Source organism: Indolivaga macrotermitis (genome assembly GCF_900128985.1).
GTDB lineage: Bacteria > Bacteroidota > Bacteroidia > Bacteroidales > Dysgonomonadaceae > Dysgonomonas_A > Dysgonomonas_A macrotermitis.
The window spans coordinates 556,289-572,830 of the sequence record NZ_FQUC01000001.1; the positions used below are offsets into that span (position 1 = coordinate 556,289).

Below are 16,542 nucleotides of genomic sequence, written 5' to 3' on the forward strand. Positions count from 1 at the left end.
AACAAAAAATGCACCCGATGTAATGAAATGATTCAGAACATCGGGCGTATTTTGTCATTAAGTCAGTAAGTCTTATTTCTTTTGGTCAAGTATATTATTCTTACAATGCAAAGATATGTTGGGATTGATGTAATTACAATCGCAATAAATAATGAATTTGCATACTTTTAATCACTATTAATGGTGATAGATGAAAAAAACGACCCTTAATAGAAAGAGCCGTTTTTTCGGTTATATTATTTTACATACAGTTTTTTAGAAAGAATAAGATACTTGAGCTGCAAAATTTCTTGGGTCAATCTGGTTTATGTAACCTCCTCTGTAATAGGAATTGTAGCCTAGTGCATCGAATATGTTATTGAAGAATACACGGGTAGTTACATGTCCTATCTTGTATGCCAATTGAGCATTTACTGTAGTGTAAGCAGGCATATCAAATGGCTTTACTCCTGGGTTGTAATTGTGGCCATCATATGCATTACTGTATTCATTAACTGGACGTTTCCCTACATAATATACACCGACTCCGGCTGATAGCCCTTTGAGAGCACCTCTGTCAACAGCGTAATTAATCCAGCCGTTTGCAGTATGCTTGGGTGCATTCATAGGAGCAGACCCGTTAACATAAGAGGGGCTTTTTTCGTATCTGGCATGTAGGTAAGAGTATCCCAGCATAACCTGAAGGTTAGGAAGTATACGTCCGTTAAGTTCTACTTCGATACCGTCTCTTTTCAAATCCCCGGCCTTGAATACATATCCTGTAGCTGTTGTAGTTCCTTCATAATATTCGGTATTAGTCAGGTTATCAGTGTAGATATGGAAGTAAGTAAAGTTGAAACGTAGTCTGTTGTCCAACCAGTCTGATTTAATTCCGACTTCGAACTGTTTGGTTCTGGATGGACCTGCTTCGGTTACACTATCCAGTTTATTAGCGGCCGAACGAAGGCTGGTACTTGTAGTGTATGATGCAAATACGTTGATGTTCTCGATAGGGGAGATCATTACGCCAACCATGGGATCCCAGGCGTCACGTACATCGTTTCCGGCAGGGCTCTGAACAGTAGATATCGAACTGTATCTTAAACCAAGTATAGCTTTCAGGTATTTGTTAATAGTAAGTACTTCCTGAGCCATAATACCATATGTTGTATATTTACTTTGCACAGGATCGGTAGCACCTGTCAGCTTATAGTCTTTAGGGAGATCGCGCGTTATGTTACCGGATACCACGTTTATTGTATCTACGGTTATAGATCCCATGTTTGTGGTTGTGGCATCAGCAATTCTGTAATCGAACCCGATTTGGAATGTATGTTTTAATGAACCGGTATATACATCCCGTCCGATGAAGTCTAACTGAAAAGTCGAGTTCTTGTCGTCACGTAAGCTTCTGGATAATTTACGTACCTTTTCTTCGTAGTTAGTTGGGTTCTTAAGGTCGGATAAAGCGCTTGATGTATTATCCACATTATATGATGAATTGAAATATGCCGCTCTAATACTTAAATTCTTAGTTAGCATCCGGTTGATTCTGGCAGAATAGGTGAGGATTCTGGTGTTATTATTTTCTATATTAAATCCTAGATATTTGCTGTGAGGCATATCGTACAACTTCTCCTCGGATATAGGTCCTAAGTTGACAGTACTGCTAACCGGTGTAACATCAGCATTTAGATAATCCATTTCGAGGTTTATGGTAGTTCTGTCATCGGGTCGCCATTCCAAGGATGGATTGATGTATGCTTTATTTGCAGAAACTACAGGCCTGTAATTGTCAGCACGCTCGTATGCTCCGTTTAGGCGGAATGCAACTGTTCTCTTGCTGTCTAATACCGATTGTACATCGAATGTGGGGCGTACCTGCCCCCAGCTACCGACACGTAAGTCTACTTGTCCTGCATTTACGAATTTAGGAGTTTTAGTCACAACATTAATTACACCGCCGGCATTTCCTAAGTCAGTGATAACCCCCTGAGTGACGGCAGCCGATCCTTTTATCATCTGGATGCTTTCTACACCTTGCATATCAGCTACACCCGATGCTGTCTGGAATTGAGAGTCGATACGAACTCCGTTTTTTAATACCGGTATGCCACGGAAGCCGCGAGTCGACATACTCTCTTTAACACCACCGTATGATCCGAAAAGAGTAACACCGGGAACATTTCTAACTGCATCGGTAATCGTTAATGCACCCTGTTCGGTGATTACTTTTTCTGAAATAACCGAGATTGTTTGTATCTGCTCACTTGGACGAAGAGGCATACGGGTTATAGCATCCAGTTTCTCGGGTTGCTTATATCGTTCACCAAATACTTCGACTTCGGCAAGAGCATTGCTGACTTCCATATCGAAACGCATTCTTTGCATATCAGAACGCTGTTCCAGGTTCTGTGTATTAGGTTTGTAGCCAATGTAGCTTACTGTTATTTTTCTTGCTGCTCTTGGTAAGCCTTTGAATATAAAAGCTCCGTTATCATCGGTGAGGGCTGATAGATTTGATCCTTCTATCACTACTGTTGCAGAAGTTAGAGGATCGCCGTTCTCGTCATATACATATCCTTTTACTTTTTGAGCATAGCTGTATCCTATACAAATAAAGAGAAGAAATAGAGAGAAAAGAATTTTTCTAGACATGATTTATATTTTAATTAATAGAAATTTTAATTAAGTTTTAAAAACTTTTAGATTCGGTTGCAAAGGTATAGGTTATGTCTATACGGGATAATCGCAAAAAATAGGGATATTATACATGGCTAATCACCTATATTAGGTATTTAGTACCTTAAATTCCAGCTTTTGTATACGAATCAATGTTAGTAAGTTCGGGCTGTAATGTGATATGTTTGTACTGTTTTTAGTTATCTTTGCAAAAAATAAATATCTGATGCGATTACTTACAATACTATTATCAATATCATTAGCTTCGTTCCTGTATGCCTGTTCAGGTCCTTCTATTGAAGAAGATGCACGCTCAGCGGCAGACCTGTCACGCATATCCAACCAGTGTGCCATTGAGAATGATATGACGGGTGCAGGAAAAGCATATAGTGAGGCTCAGGCAATAATGGAAAAGTATAAGAATCTGGGTAAATTCGAAGAGTTTTACGAAATATACAACTCTTACCTGCAGGAGAGCGCCCGGGTAGAAGATGCTAAGCTCGAAGAAGAAGCGGATGCTGCGTTGGCTGAACCAGCAGGAACGACAAACGAAAAAAAATAAGAATCCTAAATATTAAAAGAACAAATGTCAGAAATTACGCCAACTGAAGAAAAGAGAAGTCTTAATTTTATCGAAGCGATAGTAGAGAAAGACTTACAAGAAGGAAAAGACGGAGGTCGTTTACAGACACGTTTTCCTCCCGAACCAAACGGATATTTACATATAGGGCATGCAAAAGCTATATGTATGAATTTTGGTTTGGCTCAGCAGTATGGCGGGGTTTGTAATTTGCGCTTTGACGATACTAATCCGGTAAAAGAGGATGTGGAGTATGTTGACGCAATACAGGAAGATATACAATGGCTTGGCTATGATTGGGCGAATGTATATTATGCTTCTGATTATTTTCAACAGCTATGGGATTTTGCTATACTTCTGATAAAAGAAGGCAAGGCCTATATTGATGAACAGTCGGCGGAAGAGATAGCTAAACAAAAAGGTACACCTACTCAGGCCGGGACCGAGAGTCCATATAGAAACAGGCCTATAGAAGAAAATCTGGATTTATTCAGAAAGATGAATGAAGGGCTTTTGGCAGAAGGAAGCATGGTGTTACGGGCCAAAATAGATATGGCGTCCCCTAACATGCACTTTAGAGATCCTATTATATATCGTATAATCAAGCAGGCTCACCACCGTACAGGTAATCAGTGGAATGCTTACCCGATGTATGACTTCGCTCATGGTCAATGTGATTATTTCGAGGGAGTTACGCATTCTATTTGTACACTTGAATTCGTTGTTCACCGCCCATTATATGATTGGTTTATAGACCAGTTGGCAGATGGCGATTATCGCCCTCACCAATACGAGTTCAACCGTTTGAATCTTACTTACACTATGATGAGCAAGCGCAAGTTGCTACAATTAGTTAAGGAAAATCTGGTACAAGGTTGGGACGACCCCCGTATGCCTACTATTTGCGGATTCAGAAGGAGGGGTTATACACCGGAGTCGATCCACAATTTCATAGACCGGATAGGGTATACCAAATATGATGGCGTGATCGATGTCGCTTTGCTCGAATATGCAGTTAGAGAAGATTTGAACAAAAGAGCTACCCGTGCATCGGTTGTATTAGATCCTGTGAAACTGATATTGACAAACTATCCTGATGGAGAAATCGAGAAGTTACGTGCACAAAATAATCCCGAAGATGAGCAGTCCGGTTCTCATGAAGTGCTGTTCTCTAAAGAACTGTTTATAGAAAGGGAGGATTTTATGGAAGATGCTCCTAAGAAATATTTTCGCTTGACACCCGGACAGGAGGTACGTTTGAAGAATGCTTACATTGTAAAATGTACAGGATGTAAACGTGATGATGACGGAAATGTAGTGGAAGTGTATGCAGAATATGACTCCGAAACAAAGAGTGGTATGGCCGAAAGTAACCGTAAGGTCAAAGGTACTATCCATTGGGTGTCAACTCAGGACGCAATTGATGTGGATGTGCGTTTGTATGACCGGTTGTTCACTGTCGAAAACCCGGGAGACGATAAAGACCGTGACTTTCGTGAGTTTCTTAATCCGGACTCATTAATAATAAAAACAGGTTGTAAGGCCGAGTCGTTCTTGAAAGACGCGAAGCCTTTGGATAATTATCAGTTCCAACGTATCGGGTATTTCAATGTAGACCCCGATTCAACAGATAGTCATCTGATCTTTAACCGTACCGTGACATTAAAAGATTCATGGAGTAAGATTAAAGATAAATAACCTGAATGGTTATCTTTTTATAAGTTATATACAGATTATGGCAGAAAGAGATATTTCTGATTTGATTGCCCGGTACGAGCATATGCTCATATCGGGTAAACCCGTTTATTTTGACGCTGATGAATACGATGAATTGGCTGAATATTATGATAAACTGGACGATCTTGATTCTGCACGCGATATAGTAGCGCAAGGTTTGGCTATACATCCCGAAAACGAGCGTTTGATGCTGAAAAATGCCCGCTTCTTGATCTATGATTCAAAATATAGTGAGGCATTGACTTTTCTGAATACACACTTCGGAACATATAATTTTGATTTGTATCTGATGAAGATAGAATGCCTGTTGAATATGAGCTTATACGCAGAAGCTTATCAGCTAACAACAGAGGTATTGAACGATGAAGATACTGATTTAGGAATAATATTGTCTGAGTTAGGATTTATATACCTTGAGACAGAATATTATGACGAAGCTGTGCTGTATTTGGAGAAAAGCCTCGAATATGATTCCCAAAACCGGGAAGTGTTGGATGATTTAGCATTTGCTTATGAGTCTAAGGGCGACTTTGAGTCTGCAGTTCGTATTTGTAATAAAGTATTAGATATAGACCCCTATTCACTGGAAACATGGTTGATGTTGGGGAAACTGTACTCGTTGAATAATGACTATGAAAATGCTATCGATGCCTTTGATTTTGCTCTTACATTGGATGAGAAAGACTTCAGTGCACTCAAACTAAAAGCGCATTGCTTGATTTTATCAGAAAGAACAGAAGAGGCTATCGAAGTCCTGAAATTATGTCTGGCATTATATCCCGAAGATGATACTATTTACCTGACTTTAGCCGATTCGTATTTAGAATTGGAGCGCTTTGATGATATGCTGGCATATCTGGATGAATATGAGCGATGTGCAGGAGAAACGACTGAGTCCATATCGAAAAAAGCATATGCATATCTGATGAAAGGAAACTATGATAAGGCTAAATCGCTTATTGATAAAGTGCTAGAGATCGATCCTGAGTCCTTTGAGGTAAATATGATCGCAGGAGAGCTTAGTTACAAACAGGAAGATATGCTTAAGGCAGAATTTTTCTATTTGAAGGCATTAACATTACAAGAGTCAGAGTCAGACTCGGACGATGTGTTGGAAAAGCTTGTATCTGTTAGTGTGAAAGAAGGTGATTTGGATAAAGCCATAGGATGGCAAAAAAGAATTTTAGATATTAATGCTTCTGCTTCTGTTCTGAAAAAATTAGCACTACTGTATTTAGAAAAGGGAGATAAGGAAAACTATACCTCTACATTGGATATGTTTAGTGATGATGAATTAAGGGATTTCTTTCTGTTATTTTACCAGGATGAGCATAGAGATATATCGATTTCTGATAGAGAATATTTGCTAAACAGACTTTCTGAAGCCTTTAATTGTAGGCTGTTATATAAAAATATAAAATATTAATAGCTGATATTTATACTATTGAGTGATTAATGCCTGTTTGGCAAATAGATAATCTGAAGGTTGCAATTGGTGAAAATTGCAACCTTTTTTATTCTTTAACGAAGTGAATTCTGTGAAGTGGCTGACGAAATGATATATTTATGATGGGTATTAATGCTGTTTTTTGTCAAAAATATACACTTTTCATGTCTAAAATCTATTTTAAATAGATAAATACTAACATCTAACATTATATTTTTTTGTGTCTTTTGTGAAAAACTGTTATATTTGTCCCCTGCTTTGTGAATTTATGTGATGTATTCTCAGGTTGATTTTAAGCAAAATATTATAAATTAAGTAATTGAGTAAATTTAAAGTAGTGTTTATGAAAAAATTGATAATGATTTTGACTTGCATCATTGCAAGTGTGGGGTTATCAGTGGCTCAGACAACAACAAAGGTTTCCGGTACTATCGTAGATGATACCGGCGAGACCGTAATTGGAGCCTCGGTAGTTGCAAAAGGTACCACAGTAGGTACAGTGACTGATGTGGATGGTAATTTTTCATTTAATATTCCGTCTGATAGAAAGACTTTGGTTATTTCTCTAATTGGTATGAGAACAAAAGAGGTTGCTGCCGGTCAAAATCTTAGGGTTGTATTAGAAAATGATTCAAAATTGATGGAAGAGGTTGTCGTAACTGCGATGGGTATTTCTAGAGATAGAAAGTCATTGGGTTATGCTGCTCAAGATTTGAAATCGGATGATTTGATCAAGGCTTCCAATCCTAGTTTAGCTGGATCTTTGCAGGGTAAAGTATCCGGTGTGCAAATCACTCCATCAAGTGGTATGCCCGGAGCTTCGTCTAAAATAACAATCCGCGGATCACGTTCATTTACAGGAGACAATACTCCTCTTTATGTAGTTGACGGTATGCCTATTGCTTCATCTGCCGATGTTGATACAGATCAATCTGTAACAGGAACAGACTTTGCTAACCGTGCAGTCGATATTGATCCGAATGATATTGAGTCAATTAATATATTGAAAGGACAAGCTGCTTCGGCTTTGTATGGTATCCGTGCATCAAATGGTGTGGTTATTATCACTACAAGAAGTGGTAAAGGTGCTAAAAAAGGAAAACCTCAGGTGTCTTTCTCTAGTACACTTAGTTTTGATAAGATTTCTCGTTATCCAGAACTCCAATCTACATATGCACAAGGTTCAGGAGGAAAGTATAACCCTCTAACTTCATATGCGTGGGGTCCTAAGATTTCAGAATTAGCAAATGATGCGACTTATGGTGGTAATACAGATAACGCATATACTCAGAAATATGGTATGCAGTCTGGTAAATATTACGTGCCTCAAAGAGCTAATGCAGGATTAGATCCTTGGGCTACACCTCAATCTTATGATAATGTAAGGGACTTTTTCCAGACAGGAACAACATTCAATAATTCATTGAATATTGTACAGGCTACAGATAAGTCAAATTATTCATTCTCTCTGGGTAGTACTACACAAGATGGTATTATTCCTACAACTGGAATGCACCGTTATACATCAAAACTTTCTGCAGAAACTAAATTGACAGATCAGTGGACAACAGGTTTTGTTGGAAATTTCGTTTATTCTTCAATATCAAAAATGCCGACAGCAAATGATGCTCTTTTGGCTACTGTATATGGGGCTCCTCCAAGTTATGATTTAAAAGGTATACCTGGATATTACGAAAATAATCCGTATAAACAAAATAATTATAGAGGTGGATCATTTGCTCAACCATATTGGTCGGTAGATAATAATAATTTTAAAGAACGTACAAATCGATTCTTTGGTAATGCATATGCTTCTTATGTTACAAAGATGAATACAGAGGATCAAAAATTGACTTTAAAATATCAAATAGGAACAGACTCTTATACAACTAATTATACAGATTCGTGGGGTTATGGAAATAAAGGATCGAATAATAGTGGTCAAATAGAAGAATATTCTTGGACAAATGTTACTATAAACTCCTTGTTAACCGCTGTTTATGATTGGAATATCAATGAGGATTGGGCCCTTAATGTAATATTAGGAAATGAGTTTATACAGGATCGTAAGAAATATAACTATTCTTATGGTGCTGATTATAACTTCGGCGGCTGGAATCATATGGAAAATGCGACAGTTACTAATAGTAAAGAAGAAACAAGAAGAAAAAGAACCGTTGGATTTTTTGGAAGTGCAAATGCATCATATAAAAACATGCTATATCTAACCGTTACCGGTAGAAATGATATTGTGTCTTATATGCCAAGGAATAACAGGTCGTTCTTCTATCCTTCAGTATCAGGAAGCTTTGTTTTGTCTGAATTAAGTGGATTTGATAAGAGTGTTGTTAATTATGCAAAAGTTAGAGCTTCGTATGCTGAAGTAGGTCAGGCTGGTGATTATTATGATAATTTCTATTATAAACCAGAGTATGGTAGTGGTTTTTATGCTCTTACTCCGATCTTATATCCAATAAATGGAGTTAGTGGATTTGTTCCATATTACAGAATATATGATCCTAACTTAAAACCTCAGAATACAAAATCGTATGAACTAGGATTTGATGTAAACTTTTTGGATAACTTATTTGGCTTAAGCTATACTTACTCTCGTCAAAATGTAAAAGACCAGATTTTCGATGTGCCTTTGGCGGGTTCGACTGGTGCAGGTTATATGAAGATGAACGGAGGTAAGGTACACACTAATAGTCATGAGATTACCCTTAATGTAAATCCTGTAAGAACAAAATTAATCGATTGGTCTTTCGGGGTTAACTGGACAAAAATTGATAATTATGTAGATGCATTAGCCCCAGGGGTAAATAGTATCTTCTTGGGTGGTTTTGTTACCCCTCAGGTAAGAGCTGGTATTGGAGATAAATTCCCTGTAATATATGGTAGTTCATACAAGAGAGATGATGCAGGCAATATGGTTGTAGATTCGGATGGTTTACCTATGGTTGGTGATACTAAGGTTATTGGAAATGTTTCTCCAGACTTCACCCTAGGGTTTAATACAAGCATTCGTATCGAAAAGCTGAATATTAGTGCTGTTTTCGATTGGAAAAGCGGAGGCCAAATGTATAGTGGAACAAACGGCTTGTTAAACCTTTATGGCGTAAGTAAAGCAACTGACAACAGAGATCAAATGATTGTAGTTGACGGCGTTAAGGAAGATGGTTCTAAAAATGATATAGAAGTAGACAAACAAACATATTATGTTAATGTAAATAATATTGACGAATCATCTATCTATGATGCCTCATTTATAAAATTGAGAGAATTAGCTGTAAGTTATCCGGTATTTAAAAGATCTTGGTTAGAGGTTACTGTAAATGCTTTTGCTCGTAATATCATTGTTTGGTCAGAATTGCCAAACTTAGATCCTGAAAGTTCACAGGGAAATAACAATATGGGTGGTGCATTCGAAAGATTCTCTTTACCTCAGACATCGAGCTATGGTTTTGGTGTTAATGTCAAATTTTAAAACAGAAATTTTGAAATGAAAAAGATAAAACTATTTATATATCTTTTAGCTTTAGGGTTGTCTGGTTCTTTTTTAACCAGTTGCTCTGAAGATACAATGGATGGTATCAATAAAAACCCGAATAATCCATCTAATACAGACGCCAAGTTTATGATGGCTGAGCTAGGTACGAGTACAGCTTTTAATGTTGTAGGAGGAGACTTCTCGTTCTATCTGGCATCTTATATAGAGCATGAGACAGGTATTTATAATCAATTGTATAATGCTGAAATAAGATCAGGAGAACCAACTTTAGGAAGTACATTTAATAACGTATGGCAAAACAGTGTCTATTCTAATATTAAAACAGCAAAGATTATCATAGCGAAATGTTCTGAAGGTGGTGCTGAAGAAGGTAACGATATCACTTTAGGCGCAGCAAAAGTTATGCTAGCTTATAATGCAGCTATCATAACAGATCTTTTTGGGGATGCTCCATACACAGAAGCAGGTGAAATAAATGCTGATGGAACACCTAAATACATGCAACCTAAAGTTGATAAGCAAGAAGATATCTATAAAAGTATCTTTACTCATTTGAATGAGGCAATTGTATTATTTGATGGATCAGATTCTGGTGTTACAGGGAGTATGGGAGGAAAAGATTTTCTATATAGTGGCAATTCTGCTAAATGGAAAAAAGCTGCTTATGCTTTAAAGGCTCGTTACACAATGAGATTGCTGAATAGAAGTACTGATAAGACTACAGACTTAAATAATATTCTGGACTATATAAATAAATCTTTTGCTAGTACAGCAGATGAATTTAAATTTGCTCAGTACGATGGAGGTTCTCAACTAAACCCTTTGTTCTCATTTACGTATAGTAGAGACTATATGGCTGCTAGCCAAAGCCTTGTTGATAAGTTATTGGAAAGAAACGATCCTCGTTATAATAATACTTTTTATAACTTTAATGCTAGTATTAACTCATATGAGCAGGTTACAGATGCAACGAAATTGAAGATTGCGCCCAATGGAACACCTGAGCAACTTCAGTATTATTATTCTACTTCACTAGCTGATTTAGCTATTACTGCACCAACAATGCTGTTGAGCTATCATGAGTTATTATTTTTAAAAGCAGAAGCCCTTGCTCGTTTGGGTAGAAATACGGAAGCTGAATCTGCTTTGAAGGAAGCTATTACTGTAGCTTTTGCTAATTTTGAAAATTCAGTAAATTCGGCTGTAAATGAGTTTGTTGGAGGAGATCCTGTTACTTTTGATGCAGATATTAGTACTAAATATTATACCGAATCAGTAAAGCCTCTTTTCGATGTAAATCCTCTTAAAGAAGTAATGATTCAGAAATATTTAGCTTTTTATGGAGCTTCGGGTGAATCTGTAGAAGCCTATAATGACTACCGTAGGTTAAAAGCCACAGGGGAGAATTTCATAACATTAAATAATCCTAAGAATACAACACAATTCCCATTACGTTTACCATATGGTTCAGACGAAATGACGGCTAATGAGAATGTAAAGGTTCTATACACCGATCAGGGTAATTATGTTTATACTGAGCCTGTGTGGTGGGCTGGTGGTACTCGCTAATTTTTAATTTGCAATTATATTATATAAGGAAAGACATCTGATTATTCGGATGTCTTTCTTTTGCTTTATTCAATTGTTCATTGCCTAAAAAAGTGTATATTTGTTGATATTGACTTTGGTAAGATGGATGCTAATAAAATAAAAGAGCAGGTAAAGATACGGTTCACCGAATACTTAAATGAAAACAGGCATCGTAAGACGCCCGAACGTTTTGCCATACTCGATCATATCTATTCTACAAAAGGGCATTTCAATGTCGAATCTCTATTTCAATCCATGAACTCCTGCAACTTCAGGGTAAGTAGGGCAACTCTTTATAATACAATAGAGTTGTTGCTTGATTGCGGATTGCTGATAAAACACCAGTTTGGAGAGAATATATCTCAGTATGAAAGGGCAATAGGCAACGAAAACCACGACCATCTGATCTGTACCTCCTGTGGAAAAGTAAAGGAGTATAAAAATGGAAATCTGTTTACTCCGGCACAGCAAAAAAAGGTCCAAAAATTTAAGGTCAGTTATTATAGTATGTACATATATGGTATATGTGCTAAGTGTCTGAAAGAAAAGCAGCAAGCTGAGAAGAAGAATAAATCAAGTAAAAATACATAAATACCAATAAAGAAACGATGAAAGCAGATGTATTGCTAGGATTGCAATGGGGCGATGAAGGTAAAGGCAAAATAGTAGACGTTCTTACACCTAGATACGAAGTTATTGCACGATTTCAGGGAGGACCCAATGCCGGACATACCCTCGAATTTGAAGGTGAAAAGTTTGTTCTCAGGTCTATCCCTTCCGGAATATTTCAAGGCGATAAAGTAAATATAATCGGAAACGGAGTTGTACTTGATCCGGCCTTGTTTAAAGCAGAAGTGGATTCCCTGGAAAAAACAGGACATGACCTTACACAACGTCTGCTGATCTCTAAAAAAGCACATCTGATTCTCCCGACGCACCGTTTGCTGGATGCTTGTTATGAAGCGGCTAAAGGCGAGTCTAAGATAGGCACTACCGGAAAAGGTATCGGTCCTACATACACCGAGAAGGTGGGTCGTGGAGGACTTCGTGTCGGAGATCTTTTACATAATTTTGATGCAAAATATCAGGATGTGAAAGCCCGCCATCTGGAGATACTCAAGCAATATAAATTCAATTGCAGTTCGTTGTTCCAAATAGAAAAAGAATGGTTCGAAGGAGTCGAAAAACTCAAAGAGTTTGCATTTATCGATAGCGAATATTTTCTGAATGAAGCATTATCCAAGCAAAAAAGTATATTAGCCGAAGGTGCCCAAGGCACAATGTTGGATATCGATTTTGGTTCATACCCATTTGTAACGTCATCCAATACGGTATCATCAGGAGCATGTATCGGTTTGGGTATTCCTCCGAGAAAAATTGGTGAAGTATTCGGTATTTTCAAAGCATATTGTACCCGTGTTGGTAGTGGACCTTTCCCTACAGAACTATTTGATTCGACCGGAGATAAGCTTCGGGAACTAGGGTTCGAATTTGGCTCTGTTACAGGACGTCCTCGCCGTTGTGGGTGGATCGACCTGGTAGCTCTACGTTATGCGATTATGATAAATGGGGTTACTCAGCTAATTATGATGAAAAGCGATGTTCTTGATTCATTTGATACTATCAAGGCATGTGTTGCATATAACATCAACGGAAAAGAAACAAAAGAGTTCCCATTTGAAGTGCCGGAAGACCTGACTCCCGTTTACAAAGAATTTTCGGGATGGAGACTAGATATGTCCAAAATGCAAAGCGAAGAAGAGTTTCCGAATGAATTCAATGAGTATGTTGCATTTTTAGAAAAAGAACTGGGCGTAAGTATCAGTATAATATCTTTAGGGCCCGATCGTGAGCAAACTGTCATACGAAATGAGATGTTTTCATAATCCGTCTTAGACTTTTTTAAGTAATTATCAAATTTTCAAACAATTAATATCTCTATCTTTGGCATACCTTTTGAATAGGTATTTATAAGATTAAGAAGATTATTAATTAAAATGATAAGTTTATGTATATAGGATGGATTTTATTTGGATTAATAGCTTTGTTGAGTTGGGGGATCTCCGCAATGTTGCAAAGTAAATTCAAAAAATATTCAAAAGTACCATTAGATAGCGGATTGACAGGACGGGATGTTGCTTTGAAAATGTTGCATGATAATGGCATTTTTGATGTACAGGTGATTTCTACTGCCGGAATGTTGACAGACCATTATAATCCGGCAAATAAAACTGTAAACCTTAGTGAAGGCGTTTATCATAGTAATAGTGTAGCTGCAGCTGCTGTTGCTGCTCACGAGTGTGGACATGCTGTACAGCACGCAAAAGCGTATGGCCCTTTGACAATGCGTTCGGCTTTGGTTCCGGCTGTAAGTTTCGCTTCAAAATGGGTGATGTGGGTTTTATTGGCAGGTATCTTTATGATAAATATATTTCCTGCCTTGATCTGGATTGGTATAGGGCTTTTTGCTTTGACTACCATATTCAGCTTTGTAACTCTTCCGGTGGAAGTTGACGCAAGTAGCAGGGCACTGGCCTGGTTGGATAATGCAGGGATTGTAAGAGACTCAAACAAGGCTAAGGCTAAAGATGCGTTGAAGTGGGCTGCTTATACTTACGTTGTGGCTGCACTCGGGTCATTGGCAACATTGATATATTACATTTTCATCGCTTTGAACAGACGATAATTAATAACTCAGATAGAAAAAGAGAGTAACATTTTCAGGTTACTCTTTTTTTTACTTCTATAGGAAACAACTCTTTACACACGTTATGAAAATACTCTTCTTCGTTACTTTTTTATTACTCTTTCTGGGAGGAAACTATTATGTCTTTTATCGTACATGGACGGTGATACCGACGAGTAATATTGTCCGCATATGTTTAATAATTCTGGCAGTAATACTCATAGGATCATTATTCCTCACATTTCTGGCAGGAGAGCATTTCCCGATATGTGTCACTTCCGTCTTGTATACGATCGGAACATCATGGATATTTATATTTCTTTATTTTCTGATTTATAATCTGGTTGTCGATTTGGTCCGGGCAACAAGGCTAATACCCCGGAATACATTGAGCCACTACACTCAGGATAATTGGCTAAGCTTCGCCCTGATGGTTGGTTTTATAGGTTTGCTGATGTTGTGTGGCTATCTTAAGTACAGAATAAAAGAGAGGGTAGAGCTTCCGATAACCGTTAATAAAACATTGTATCAGAAGGATTCTTTAAAGATAGTTGCCTTGAGTGATTTGCACTTGGGTTATAATATTGGAAAGAAAGAATTGCAAAGCTGGGTAAAGTTGATAAACAGGGAGGAGCCGGATATTGTCCTGATAGCCGGAGATATAGTGGATAACAGCATACGCCCCCTTCTAGATGCTGATCTGGCAGCCGATTTCCGGGAAATAAAAGCCCGATATGGAGTTTATGCAGTGATGGGTAACCATGACTATATGGCAGGTGTTGCCAATTCTGCCAAATTTATGGCAGATGCTAACATTAAATTGCTGCGGGATGAAACAGTACTTATTGACAGTACATTTTATATCGTAGGGCGTGATGATAAAACAAATCCTGCACGTAAACCGTTAAATCAATTAATGACAGCGGTTGATAAAACTAAGCCGGTAATTCTTCTTGATCATCAGCCTTACAATCTGGAAGAAGCAGAACAAAATGGTGTTGATTTCCAGTTTTCAGGGCATACCCATAGAGGGCAGGTCTGGCCTATTTCATTAATAACCGATGCTATCTATGAAGACTCTTACGGATCGCTTCAAAAAGGAGATACATACGTTTATGTTAGCTCGGGTATCGGTATTTGGGGAGGAAAATTCAGGATAGGGACGCAATCCGAATATACAGTTGTAAATTTGAAAGGCCGATGAAAGTATTTTTTAATGCACTGATTGTGCATCTTGTTTTCAATATTTATGTATTTATTCGCGGAAGGCAAATTCTACCGGAGAAGAAAGTATACAGGATTCCTTATGCAGCCTTATTTGTACTGGAACTGATTGTATACTTGATAGGTTATTTTTTGAATGTCAAATTGCCGGTAGAAATACTCAAACCGATACTTTTGATCGGTACATCGTGGATGGTACTTATCGGCTATCTTGCTGCTTTATTGCTACTATATGATGGTGTGAGGTTGCTGGGACGATGGATAAAACGTATAAAAGCATGGCAGATGGGGCGTGTTGCTAAGCGCCGTCCATACTTCATTATATCACTGTTGATTGTAATCTCGGCTATGTGTTATGGTAATTATCGCTTTTTTCATCCCATAGTAAATGAATACTCTCTGGAAGTTGATAAAAAAGTCGAAGGATTAGATAGCCTCCGTGTTGTCATGGTTGCCGATATGCATCTGGGATACCTTATTGATAAAGATATATTGAATATGTATGTCGACCGGATAATGGAACAAAAGCCGGATGTTATTATGTTGGTGGGCGATATTATAGATTATGATCTACCTCCATTGATTGATCAAAAAATGGATCAGGAGTTGCAGCGGTTAAAAGCTCCTTATGGTGTATTCCTCTCAACCGGTAATCACGAATATCGGCTGAATAGTGAAGAAAAGATTACTTGGCTGAGAGAAAAAGCCGGAATGACCGTACTACGGGATGCAGCAGTAAAAGTTGCTGATAAATTCTATGTCGTAGGGCGCGAAGACGATCATGCACCGAAACGTAAATCTTTGTCAAAAGTAATGCAAGATGTCGATAAAGCTTATCCTGTAATTGTGATGAATCACGAACCTAAAAATCTGTCTGAAGAATCAAATGAGAAAGTAGATGTTGCTTTATATGGCCATACCCATAACGGACAGTTATTTCCATATAATATCTTTATCAATTGGTTTTATGAAGTAGGGCATGGTTATAAGAAGAAAGATAATACCCATGTATACGTAACTTCGGGAATAGGATTGGCCGGACCTCAATACCGGATCGGTACTATATCGGAGATAGTGGTATTGAATCTGAAATTCAAAAAATAACT

11 protein-coding genes are annotated in these 16,542 nt (G+C 37.8%); 10 read left to right on the forward strand and 1 reads right to left on the reverse strand.

Annotated features, from left to right (window positions below):
• Positions 1-255: 255 nt before the first annotated feature.
• Entirely contained in the window at positions 256-2,637 is a 2,382-nt protein-coding gene (locus BUC12_RS02200; protein ID WP_062175532.1) for a TonB-dependent siderophore receptor, read from the reverse strand.
• A gap of 250 nt (positions 2,638-2,887) precedes the next feature.
• On the opposite strand from BUC12_RS02200, the gene BUC12_RS02205 reads away from it, so the two are divergent.
• From BUC12_RS02205 to BUC12_RS02250, 10 genes are all read left to right on the forward strand, one after another.
• Positions 2,888-3,223, forward strand: a complete 336-nt coding sequence (locus BUC12_RS02205) for a hypothetical protein (RefSeq protein ID WP_139261986.1) — start codon at positions 2,888-2,890, stop codon at positions 3,221-3,223.
• A gap of 24 nt (positions 3,224-3,247) precedes the next feature.
• Positions 3,248-4,939 carry a glutamine--tRNA ligase/YqeY domain fusion protein gene (locus BUC12_RS02210; protein WP_062175534.1) on the forward strand — a complete coding sequence of 564 codons (1,692 nt, stop codon included), beginning with the start codon at positions 3,248-3,250 and terminating at the stop codon, positions 4,937-4,939.
• Between the two features lie 37 nt (positions 4,940-4,976).
• The gene (locus BUC12_RS02215) at positions 4,977-6,404 is read left to right on the forward strand and encodes a tetratricopeptide repeat protein (RefSeq protein WP_062175535.1); all 1,428 of its coding nucleotides are present in this window, start codon (positions 4,977-4,979) and stop codon (positions 6,402-6,404) included.
• 364 nt (positions 6,405-6,768) lie between these two features.
• Positions 6,769-9,912 (forward strand): SusC/RagA family TonB-linked outer membrane protein, encoded by a 3,144-nt coding sequence (locus BUC12_RS02220; protein ID WP_062175536.1) that lies wholly within the window; start codon positions 6,769-6,771, stop codon positions 9,910-9,912.
• 15 nt (positions 9,913-9,927) lie between these two features.
• Positions 9,928-11,505: a SusD/RagB family nutrient-binding outer membrane lipoprotein gene (locus BUC12_RS02225; protein WP_062175537.1), complete on the forward strand. Its 1,578-nt coding sequence runs from the start codon at positions 9,928-9,930 to the stop codon at positions 11,503-11,505.
• A 123-nt stretch (positions 11,506-11,628) separates the two neighbouring features.
• Positions 11,629-12,117 (forward strand): Fur family transcriptional regulator, encoded by a 489-nt coding sequence (locus BUC12_RS02230; RefSeq protein ID WP_062175538.1) that lies wholly within the window; start codon positions 11,629-11,631, stop codon positions 12,115-12,117.
• A 17-nt stretch (positions 12,118-12,134) separates the two neighbouring features.
• Positions 12,135-13,412: an adenylosuccinate synthase gene (locus tag BUC12_RS02235; RefSeq protein WP_062175539.1), complete on the forward strand. Its 1,278-nt coding sequence runs from the start codon at positions 12,135-12,137 to the stop codon at positions 13,410-13,412.
• Positions 13,413-13,534: 122 nt separating this feature from the next.
• Positions 13,535-14,212, forward strand: coding sequence for a zinc metallopeptidase (locus BUC12_RS02240; RefSeq protein WP_062175540.1), 678 nt, complete (start codon positions 13,535-13,537; stop codon positions 14,210-14,212).
• An 85-nt stretch (positions 14,213-14,297) separates the two neighbouring features.
• Positions 14,298-15,416 (forward strand): metallophosphoesterase, encoded by a 1,119-nt coding sequence (locus BUC12_RS02245; RefSeq protein WP_062175541.1) that lies wholly within the window; start codon positions 14,298-14,300, stop codon positions 15,414-15,416.
• Positions 15,413-16,540: a metallophosphoesterase gene (locus BUC12_RS02250; protein WP_062175542.1), complete on the forward strand. Its 1,128-nt coding sequence runs from the start codon at positions 15,413-15,415 to the stop codon at positions 16,538-16,540. Before BUC12_RS02245 ends, BUC12_RS02250 begins: the two co-directional genes overlap by 4 nt.
• The last annotated feature ends 2 nt before the right edge of the window (positions 16,541-16,542 follow it).